The organism is Mycobacterium sp. NGS24 (assembly GCF_059813065.1).
Genome location: NZ_JCALDW010000023.1, coordinates 44801 through 55161 on the forward strand (window position 1 = coordinate 44801; position 10361 = coordinate 55161).

The following is a 10361-nucleotide window of genomic DNA, read 5'->3' on the forward strand; positions in this document are numbered from 1 at the left end:
CTACCAAGCCTGGGAGAGATCACCGTGCTGGCGGATCCAGGTGTGCATCGCGATGCCCGCAGCCACCCCGGCGTTGATGCTGCGGGTCGAGCCGAACTGGGCGATCGACACCGTGAGCGCCGCGCCGCCGCGGGTGTCGTCGGTGATGCCCGGCCCTTCCTGGCCGAAAACCAGCAGACAGCGGCGCGGCAGGGTGGTCCCTTCCAGCCGGGCGGCACCGGGGACGTTGTCCACCGCGACGACGGTCAGCCCGGCGCCCGCCGCGAACTCCATCAACTCGGCGGTGCTGTCGTGGTGGCGCAACCGCTGGTAGCGGTCGGTCACCATGGCGCCGCGCCGGTTCCAGCGCCGACGGCCGACGATGTGCACGGTGTCGACGGCGAACGCGTTCGCGGTGCGCACCACCGACCCGATGTTGGCGTCATGGCCGAAGTTCTCGATGGCGATGTGCAGGCTGTGCCGGCGCCGGTCGATGTCGGCGACGATCGCCGCCCGGGTCCAGTACCGGTAGGCATCGACGACATTGCGGGTATCGCCGTCGCGCAGCAGCTCCGGGTCGTATCTGGGATCGTCGGGCAGGTCCCCGGACCACGGTCCGACTCCGGCGGCCGGCACACCCCATTCGGTGGGCCCCGGCTCGGTCACTTGGTGGTCCACACCGCGGCGTGGGTGCCGACGATCGCGACCGTCGCGTACAGCAACGCCTGGTTGATCTCACCCTGCGTGCACAGGGATGCGTTGACCTGCACCGCATCCCGTGAGGCGTCCGGCAGCAGCAGCACCGAGGACCCGTAGGCCGTGCACCCCGGGTTCAACCCCTTGCCGGGTAGCGTCGGCGCGGCCGTCAGCATCAGCGGCCCGCCCCGCGTTGCGGAGTCGTCGCGATACCGCGACCCTTCGGCGTCGGCCTGCAGGCCCAACAACATGTAGCCGTTGCCGTTGAACGCCGCGGGGTTGCTCAATTGGGCCTGATTCACCGGTACGCCGTCGGCGCGCCAGGCCGACACGCTGGTGGTCTTCACCACCAGGCCGGTGTCGCTCTCCTTGGTCGGCAACAGGCCCACCGGGAACGCCGCCGGGTAGGCGGCCGCGGTGCCGGCGATGCGGTCGTGCGGCGAATACAGGTACACCCCGCGCACGGCGCTGCGGTCCTTCGTGGATCCCAGGCACGCGGTGCCGGTGAGCCGGTCCGGTGGCGCTCTCAACGGCGAGACGATGTCGGACACCTTGGTGACCGCTTCGTCGCAGCTGCCCAGCCCGGTCGACTCCATCGGATGCGACAGCGCGCCGTAGAGGCCGAAACGCAGTTCTTCGGCCTTGGCGTGCGGCTGGTGCGGATCGGTCGGCGACGCGTCGACGTCGAACAGCACATAGTCGTCGGACCAGCGCAGGTTGGTGACCGACACGTTCCAGCCCAGCACCGCCTGCGATTCTCCGACGTGGGCGCGGAACGCGCCGTAGATGCGACCGGAATGATCCGAGCCCGAACAGCCGAGCACCGTGGCCAGCACAGTGGTCAGCACGAAGGCCAACACCACCGGGACGCGCACGCAGCGACCCTAGCCCAGCCCCAGGTCAGCTAGGCCCAGCACACTGCGGTACGGCAACCCCTCGGCCCGGATGGCTTCCGCGGCACCGGTTGCCCGGTCCACCACGGTGGCCACGCCGACCACCTCACCGCCGGCATCCTGGACGGCGCGCACCGCCGTCAGCGCCGAACCGCCGGTGGTGCTGGTGTCCTCGACCACCAGCACGCGTTGACCGGACACCTCGGAACCTTCGATAAGCCGTTGCAGGCCATGGGCTTTCGCCGACTTGCGGACCACGAATGCGTCGATCGGGCGGCCCGGCGCGTGCATGACGGCGGTGGCCACCGGATCGGCCCCCAGCGTCAGGCCGCCGACCACCGCGTAGTCCCAGTCGTGGGTGAGCTCGCGCATCAGCCGGCCGATCAGCGCGGACGCGCGGTGGTGCAGGGTGGCGCGGCGCAAATCGACGTAGTAGTCGGCCTCCTTGCCCGACGACAGCGTGACCCGACCGTGCACCACCGACAGCCGGCGCACCAGGTCGGCGAGTTCGGCGCGCTCAGGTGCGGCCACGGCCGCCGCCGATCCGTCGGTTGACCGCGGCGATCACCCTGCGGGGTGAATACCGCCCGGTGCCGGCCCGCAGAACACCGCGCGGCACCACGCCGCTGGCACCGATCAGAGCCTTGTACCGCAGGCTGGGCACGCTGACCACTTTGCCGCGGGCGATGTCGGCGAGACTTTCGCGCACCACCTCGTCGACCTCGAGCCACAGGAACGACGGAACCCTCGTCACGTCCGCCCCGGCCCGGGCGTGGAACTCGGTGTGCACGTATCCCGGACACACCGCGTGCACCCCGACGCCGGTGCCGCGCAGGGCGTCGGCCAGGCCCTCGGTGAACGAAACCACCCAGGCTTTGGACGCGGCGTACATCGATCCCCGGCCGGGCAGCAGCCCGGCCACGCTGGCGATGTTGATCACGGTGCCGGCGCCGGCGTCGAGCATGGCCGGCAACGCGGCCCGGGTCAGGTGCATCACCGCGGTGACGTTGACGTCGAGCTGCTGTTGCAGGACTGCGGGGTCGGCGTCGCAGAATTCGTCAGACGTGGCGAAACCGGCGTTGTTCACCAGCACCCGCACCCCGGCGGCCAGCCGTTCGGCGACCTTGGCACGGTCGTCGGCATCGGCCAGGTCTGCTTGCAGGATCTCGACCGCGCCCGGCTGCGCGGCCAATTCGTCGGCGAGTTGCTCGAGGCGCACCGCGTCGCGGGCAACCAGGACCAGGTCGTAGCCGTCGTGGGCGTACCGGCGCGCGTAGCCCGCACCGATTCCGGACGTGGGCCCAGTGATCAACGCAACAGGTCGAGGCATGAACTCTCAGTGCTGGTAGTTGCTGGCCTGCTGGCCGTTGCGTCCCGCTCGCGGCGGACGCGGAGCGCCTTCGGGACGGCTCTCCTCGCGGCGGACGGGCTCCGCCGCCCGCCGTCCCAGATCAGACATGATCCCGGCGGCCGGGTCGGCTTGCGTACGCCGCGACGGCAACTCCGCGCGGGCGGCCGAAGCCAACGGACGGCCCGGAGCACGCAGATTCTCGGGTTCGCCGGGCTCCTCGGCTGCGTCGGCGGGCAGCGGCGGCAACACCCGCAGCAGGTCGTTGAACTGGCGGACGGTGCGCAGGCCCTCGTCCCACTGGGCACGGGTGCTGGCGATCGGCATCGCGACCAGCGTCCAGTGCTGCTCGTTCCACATGATCTCGGCGCAGTCGGGGGCAGTGTGGGCGAAAGTGACCATCCGCCGGTCGCAGGCCCGCCGGGCCGCATCGAGGTTGGTGGAGTAGACCATCCGCGGCCCGATCGCACCGAGCAGCCAGATGTCGCTTTCCCGTGGCTCCTTGAGTCCCTTGAGTCGCAGGTCCACCACCACGTTGGTGCCGACCTTGCGGTGCAGCGCGATCACGGTGGCGACCTCTTCGAGGTCGAAGATGTACACCGCTTCGCCGCGGATCTGGCCCAGCACGACGTTCTGGGCCGGGACATCACCGACCGTCGACATCACGCCGCGCTTCCACCGGTGCAGGATGTCGGTCGATTCGCGTTCGTAGTCGAACCCGTGCGATCTGGCCCACGACCTGCGGCGTCTGCTGCGTCCGCGACGTCGATCGATATCGACGTACAACAACACCGCCGCACCGACGAAGCACAGTGCGGACAGTGTGAACCAGAGCGGGACCATCGCAGCACAGCTTATCTGTTGTGCGGGTGGAACACAGAATCCGAGCAGGTCACAACCGCGTCACAGGTGCGGTGACCGGCGTGGCGGAACGGTGCGGCGGGCGGGCAGCAGGCGAATTGCACGGCCATTTTCATTGATTCGTATTTCATGAAATTCATTTGGCCAATAGCCGAAATACGTCAGGCCTACCGATTCGGCAAAAGCCCGACGAACCAGTGGCGGGCTGAGTAACGTCGTTGCAGCTCACCTGCCGTCAGCGAACAAATTCCCCGCTCTTGAATGGATTCACCATGGCACTATTGGTCACCCCGCAAGCTCTGCAACAAGCGGCCGACGAATTGGTCGGCATTCGCTCGACAGTCACGCAGGCCAGCACGGTCGCCGCGATACCGACCACCGGCGTGCTTGCCGCCGCCGGGGACGAGATCTCCGCGGCGATCGCCGCCCTGTTCGGCAACTATGGCCGCGACTACCAGCTCCTGGTGGCCCGGGCGGCGGCGTATCACGACCAGTTCGCCGCGGTGCTTGGCGGGGCGGGACGGGCATACGCCGCAGCTGAAGCCGCGAACACCGCTCCCCTTCAGCTGGTCGAACAGCTCATCAACGCACCTACGCAAACCCTGCTGGGACGCCCACTGATCGGCAACGGTGCCGGCGGCACGGCGGCCAGCCCCAACGGTGGCGCCGGGGGTCTGCTGTGGGGCAACGGCGGCAACGGTTACTCGCCCAGCACACCGGGCGTTGCCGGCGGCGCCGGTGGTGCCGCCGGTTTGATCGGCAACGGCGGCAACGGTGGCACCGGTGGGGCCGGCGCCGCGGGCGGTGCCGGCGGCAGCGGTGGCTGGCTGCTGGGCAACGGCGGGGCCGGCGGGGCGGGTGGTGCCGCCGCGATACCCGGTGGCGCCGGGGGCGACGGCGGAGCCGGCGGGGCGGCCCGACTGATCGGTACGGGCGGCGTCGGCGGCAACGGTGGGGCCGGCGCGACCGGGGCGAGCGGCGCGGACGGCATAGCCGGCGCTCCGGACGGCGCCACTGGCGGCCAGGGTGGCAGCGGGGGCAACGGCGGTGCCGGCGGAGGCGGCGGCCTGCTCGGCAGCGGCGGTATCGGCGGCGCAGGTGCGGCGGGCGGCGCGGGTGGTGCAGGCGGTTTGGGGCACGACGGCGCCGTCGGTCCCGTTCGCGGCGCCGACGGCACCGACGGCGGCAACGGCGGATCCGGCGGTCAGGGCGGCAACGGTGGCGCGGGTGGCGCGGGCGGCACCAACGTCCTGGGCCAGACCGCCGCCCAGGGAGTCGGTGGCGCAGGTGGCACCGGCGGGGCCGGCAACGCACCCGGTGACGGCGGGGCGGGCGCCACCGGCACCTGGACCGTCAATGCCGGCGTCGGCGGTGCCGGCGGCAAGGGCGGCGACCCGGGGCTCGGCGGTGGCGGCGGTGCCGGTGGCGCGGGTTCCACCCGGGGTGCAGACGGAGCTGCCGGGTCCTCCCCGACCACCGGAGGTGACGGCGGAGCCGGCGGCACCGGCGCCGACGGCACCATCCCGGGCGCCAACGGCGCGGACGGCGGCGACGGCGGCGACGGGGGCAAGTACGGCAACGGTGGGGTCGGGGGTATCGGCGGCGACGGGGCCGACGGGTCGGCCGGTTACACCGCCGTGACCGGAGACGGCACCGATGGCGGCAGAGGTGGCGATGGCGGCAGTGGGGGCGACGGTGGAAACGGTGGCACCGCAGGCGGCGTCGGGGGTATGGGCGGGACCGGCGGAAATGCCGGCCACGGCGGCACCGGCGGCAATGGCGTTGAAGGAGCCACCGCCGTCCTCGCCGGGCAAGACGGCGGCGACGGCGGCGACGCGGGTGCCGGCGGTGACGGCGGCCGCGGTGGCGACGGCGGGACGGGTGGGACCGGAGTGGGTGGGCAGGCGCTCAGCGGTGCCGGCGGTGACGGCGGTGACGGCGCAGATGCCGGCGTTGCCGGCAAGGGCGGAAACGGTGCCATTGGAACCTCGGCAACCTTCGCCACCCCGATCGGCGGCCCCGGTGGCGACGGCGGCGACGGGGGCAACTCCGGGACGGCGGGAACCGGAGGGCACGGCGGGCTGGGCTCTTCGGCAGGCGACCAGGGCAGTGACGGCGTTACCTTCGCCGCGGGCGACGGTGGCAGAGGCGGTAACGGTGGCACGCTGACGACCAGCAACGGCAGCGGGGGCGACGGCGGGAACGGCGGCGCCGGCGGCCAGGGCGGCACCCAGGCTGCGGGCGGAACCGGCGGTGACGGCGGAGACGGCGGTCGCGCCATATTCTTCTCAGCCAGCGGGTCGGGCGGCGCAGGAGGCGAAGGCGGTGCTGGCGGCGACGGCGTAACCGGCGGAAACGGCGGAAAGGGCGGCGCAGGTGGCGGCTCGAACGTGCTTGGGGGTGGAGCAGTCAACGGCGGCCTCGGCGGGGACGGCGGAGACGGTGGACGCGGCACGGCAGGCGCGGGTGGTCATGGCGGCGCGGGTGGCGACGGCGGTACGTCGACCGGAACCAGCGCCGGTAACGGTGGCAGCGGCGGCAAAGGTGGCGACGCCGCCAACGGCACCGCCGGTCAGGGCGGGAACGGCGGAACCGGCGGAGAGGGCCGGACCGCAAACGCGGCAGCCGGTGACGGTGGCACGGGCGGTGAGGGCGGCAACGCCACCAACGGCACCGGCGGTAAGGGCGGGGACGGCGGTATCGGCGGTAACGCCGCCGTGCTGTCCGGTGGTGACGGCGGAGACGGCGGCACGGGTGGTGCCGGTGATCCCGGCGGGGCCGGCGGCACTGGCGGGCAAGGCGGCTACGGCGGCACCGTAGGCCAGGGCAACGCGCCCGGGGGTGGCGGCGGCGACGGCGGCGACGGCGGCCAGGGAATCGGTGCCGGCAGCGGCGGAAACGGCGGCATGGGCGGCAATGGTGGCGACGGTGGCCGCGGGACGCCGCTCGAACCGGGTGGCGACGGTGGTAGCGGCGGTACCGGAGGTGACGGCGGCGACTCCGACTCCGGCAGCGGCGGGCCCGGTGGGGACGGCGGCAGCGGCGGCGCCGGCGGACCCGGAATGCTCGAGCTCGGACTCGGGGGTGGACCCGGCGGGCCGGGTCAGCCCCCGAACGGCACCATCGGCGGCAGCGGCGGTACCGCGGGTACCGGCGGAAGCGGCGGCGGACAAACATAGGCGAGGTGTCCATGCACTACCGGGACTATCGGCTGCTGCGTGTGGCCGCCGGGGATGGGATCTGCCGGGCGTCTATCGACAATCCGCCGATCAACCTGCTCGATGTCGCACTGCTCACCGAACTCGACCGGCTGCTCATCGAGGTGGCCGCCGATGACGGGGTGCGGGTGCTGGTACTGGACTCGGCGGACCCGCAGACCTTCATCGCGCACGCGGACGTGGCGCTGATCGCGCACCTGCCACCCGATGACGTCGGGCTGCATGAGGAGTTGTCGCTCTTCCACGCCCTCACCGAGCGGGTGCGGACCCTGCCGAAAGCGACCATCGCCGTCATCGAAGGGGTGTGCCGCGGCGGCGGCTGCGAACTGGTCATGGCTTTCGACATGCGTTACGGGGCAACCGGCACAACGGTTTTGGGCCATCCGGAGGTGTCGGTGGGCATCGTTCCCGGTGGTGGCGGCACCCAGCGGCTGCCGCGGCTGGTGGGCCGGTCGCGGGCTCTCGAAGTGATCCTGGGCGGTCTGGACGTCGATGCCGAGACCGCCCAGGCCTGGGGTTACCTCAATCGGGCGCTGCCGGCCGACGAGTTACGCCGGTTCGTCGACCGGCTGGCCCGCCGGATCGCGGCCGCCCCGGGGACCGCGATCGCGGCAGCCAAACTCGCGGTGGACGCCGCGTCCGCGGACCTGCCGACCGGCCTGCGCATCGAAGACCAACTGTTGCGCCAAACCGTCGCCACCCCGGTGGCCCGCCAGCTGCTGCAGGCGGCGACGGACACCGGGCGGATCAACCGAGGACCAGCGAGTCCCCGTCCGCGCTGACGTTGACCGGCACCACGTCGCCGTCGTGCACGTCGCCCGCCAGCAGCATCTTGGCCAGCTGATCGCCGATCGCCTGCTGCACCAGCCGGCGCAACGGTCGCGCCCCGTACACCGGGTCGAATCCGCGGTGCGCCAGCCACTGCTTGGCCGGTAGCGACACCTCCAGCTGCAACCGCCGCTGGGCGAGTCGTTTGGCCAGTTGGACCAGCTGGATGTCGACGATCTGCACCAGCTCCTCGGGGTTGAGGCCGTCGAAGATCAGCACATCGTCCAGGCGGTTGATGAATTCCGGCTTGAACGCCGAACGCACCGCCGCCATCACCATCTCCTCGGTGCCACCGGAGCCGAGGTTGGAGGTCAGGATCAGGATGGTGTTGCGGAAGTCCACCGTGCGGCCCTGGCCGTCGGTCAACCTGCCCTCGTCGAGCACCTGCAGTAGCACGTCGAACACATCCGGGTGGGCCTTCTCCACCTCGTCGAACAGCACCACGGTGTAGGGCCGGCGGCGCACCGACTCGGTCAGCTGACCACCCTGGTCGTAACCGATGTAGCCGGGCGGCGCACCGACCAGCCGAGCCACCGAGTGCTTCTCGCCGTACTCACTCATGTCGATGCGGACCATGGCGCGTTCGTCGTCGAACAGGAAGTCCGCCAACGCTTTTGCCAGCTCGGTTTTACCGACACCGGTCGGTCCGAGGAACAGGAACGAGCCGGTGGGCCGGTTCGGGTCGGCTACCCCGGCCCGGCTGCGGCGCACCGCGTCGGACACGGCCTGCACGGCCTTCTTCTGCCCGACGACGCGCTTGCCCAGCTCGTCTTCCATGCGCAACAGCTTGGCGGTCTCACCTTCCAGCAGCCGTCCCGCTGGGATGCCGGTCCACGCCGACACCACGTCGGCGATGTCGTCGGGGCCGACCTCCTCCTTGAGCATCACGTTCTCGCGGGCCTCGGCCTGCGGGATCGCCGCGTCGAGCTTCTTCTCGAGCTCGGGGATGCGGCCGTAGCGCAGTTCGGCGGTCTTTTCGTAGTTGCCGTCGCGCTCGGCGCGCTCGGCTTCGCCGCGCAGCGTTTCCAGCTGTTCCTTGAGTTCGCGGACGACGTCGATAGCGTTCTTCTCGTTCTGCCATCTGGTGGTCAGCTCGGCCAGCTTCTCTTTGTAGTCGGCCAGTTCGGCGCGCAGCTTCTCCAGTCGCTCGCGTGAGGCGGCATCCTCTTCCTTGGCCAGCGCCATCTCTTCGATCTCGAGCCGACGGACCAGCCGCTCTACCTCGTCGATCTCCACCGGACGGGAGTCGATCTCCATCCGCAGCCGCGACGCGGACTCGTCGACCAGGTCGATCGCCTTGTCCGGCAGGAAACGCGCAGTGATGTAGCGGTCGGACAGCGTGGCCGCGGCCACCAGCGCGGAGTCGGTGATCCGCACGCCGTGGTGCACCTCGTAGCGGTCCTTGAGGCCGCGCAGGATGCCCACGGTGTCCTCCACGGACGGCTCGCCGACGAACACCTGCTGGAAACGGCGCTCCAGCGCGGCGTCCTTCTCGATGTACTTGCGGTACTCGTCGAGCGTGGTCGCGCCGACCAGTCGCAGTTCGCCGCGGGCCAGCATCGGCTTGATCATGTTGCCGGCGTCCATCGCCGATTCGCCGGTGGCACCGGCGCCGACGATGGTGTGCAGCTCGTCGATGAACGTGATGATCTGCCCGGCGGAGTTCTTGATGTCGTCGAGGACGGCTTTGAGTCGTTCCTCGAACTCGCCGCGGTACTTGGCGCCGGCCACCATCGATCCGAGATCCAGGGAGACGACGGTCTTGTCGCGCAGGCTTTCCGGCACGTCGCCGGCGACGATGCGCTGGGCGAGACCCTCCACGATCGCGGTCTTGCCGACGCCGGGCTCACCGATGAGCACCGGGTTGTTCTTGGTACGGCGGCTCAGCACCTGCACCACCCGACGAATCTCGTTGTCGCGCCCGATGACCGGGTCGAGTTTGCCGTCGCGGGCGCGTTCGGTGAGGTCGGTGGAGTACTTCTCCAGCGCCTGATAGGTGGCTTCGGGGTCGGCGCTGGTCACCCGCGCGCTGCCGCGCACTTTGACGAACGCGTCACTCAACGCCTGCGGCGACGCGCCGTGGCCGGTAAGCACCTTGGCGACGTCGGAGTCACCGGTGGCCAGGCCGACCAGCAGGTGCTCGGTGGAGACGAACTCGTCGTCCATCTCGGTGGCCAGGTGCTGGGCGGTGGTGATCGCCGCCAGCGACTCGCGGGACAGCTGGGGTTGCGAGCTGGCTCCGCTGCTCTGCGGCAACCGGTCCAGCAGTCGCTGGGTCTCAGTGCGGATGGCGGCGGGCTCGACACCGACAGCCTCCAACAGGGGGACGGCGATCCCGTCGTTCTGGGTCAGCAGCGCCATCAACAGATGGGCCGGCCTGATTTCGGGGTTGCCCGCGGACGATGCCGCCTGCAGTGCCGACGTCAGAGCCGCCTGCGTCTTGGTGGTCGGGTTGAAAGAGTCCACGACACCTCCGTTTCTGATACGTAGTTCAAAATCTCGTCGCGTAGTCCAACGCCGTCAAGGTTGAGTCTGTTC

General features: G+C 70.9%; 8 protein-coding genes. 2 read left to right on the forward strand and 6 right to left on the reverse strand.

Annotated features, from left to right (window positions below; translation table 11 throughout):
- Genes AC5Y6Y_RS22780 through ttfA form a run of 5 tightly spaced genes read right to left on the reverse strand, consistent with a single transcriptional unit; the run spans position 1 to position 3759 of the window.
- A complete protein-coding gene (locus AC5Y6Y_RS22780; RefSeq protein ID WP_473139481.1) occupies positions 1-645 on the reverse strand; it encodes a TrmH family RNA methyltransferase in 645 nt (214 codons plus the stop codon).
- Positions 642-1550 carry a hypothetical protein gene (locus tag AC5Y6Y_RS22785; RefSeq protein WP_473139482.1) on the reverse strand — a complete coding sequence of 303 codons (909 nt, stop codon included), beginning with the start codon at positions 1548-1550 and terminating at the stop codon, positions 642-644. The genes AC5Y6Y_RS22780 and AC5Y6Y_RS22785 overlap by 4 nt, the downstream gene beginning before the upstream one ends.
- A 9-nt stretch (positions 1551-1559) precedes the next feature.
- Positions 1560-2099, reverse strand: a complete 540-nt coding sequence (gene pyrE, locus AC5Y6Y_RS22790; RefSeq protein ID WP_463825512.1) for an orotate phosphoribosyltransferase — start codon at positions 2097-2099, stop codon at positions 1560-1562.
- Complete coding sequence (locus AC5Y6Y_RS22795; RefSeq protein WP_473139483.1) at positions 2086-2898, reverse strand: SDR family NAD(P)-dependent oxidoreductase; 813 nt, start codon at positions 2896-2898, stop codon at positions 2086-2088. Before AC5Y6Y_RS22795 ends, pyrE begins: the two co-directional genes overlap by 14 nt.
- A 6-nt stretch (positions 2899-2904) precedes the next feature.
- Entirely contained in the window at positions 2905-3759 is an 855-nt protein-coding gene (gene ttfA / locus AC5Y6Y_RS22800; RefSeq protein ID WP_463825510.1) for a trehalose monomycolate transport factor TtfA, read from the reverse strand.
- A gap of 290 nt (positions 3760-4049) precedes the next feature.
- Here ttfA and AC5Y6Y_RS22805 point away from each other — a divergent pair, with 290 nt between their 5' ends.
- On the forward strand, positions 4050-6956 hold the full coding sequence (locus tag AC5Y6Y_RS22805; protein WP_473139484.1) for a PE family protein: 2907 nt from the start codon (positions 4050-4052) through the stop codon (positions 6954-6956).
- Positions 6957-6967: 11 nt separating this feature from the next.
- Entirely contained in the window at positions 6968-7777 is an 810-nt protein-coding gene (locus tag AC5Y6Y_RS22810; RefSeq protein WP_463825508.1) for an enoyl-CoA hydratase/isomerase family protein, read from the forward strand.
- Here the strand turns inward: AC5Y6Y_RS22810 and clpB are convergent.
- A complete protein-coding gene (gene clpB / locus AC5Y6Y_RS22815) occupies positions 7743-10289 on the reverse strand; it encodes an ATP-dependent chaperone ClpB (protein ID WP_463825507.1) in 2547 nt (848 codons plus the stop codon). The genes AC5Y6Y_RS22810 and clpB overlap by 35 nt on opposite strands.
- Between the last annotated feature and the right edge of the window lie 72 nt (positions 10290-10361).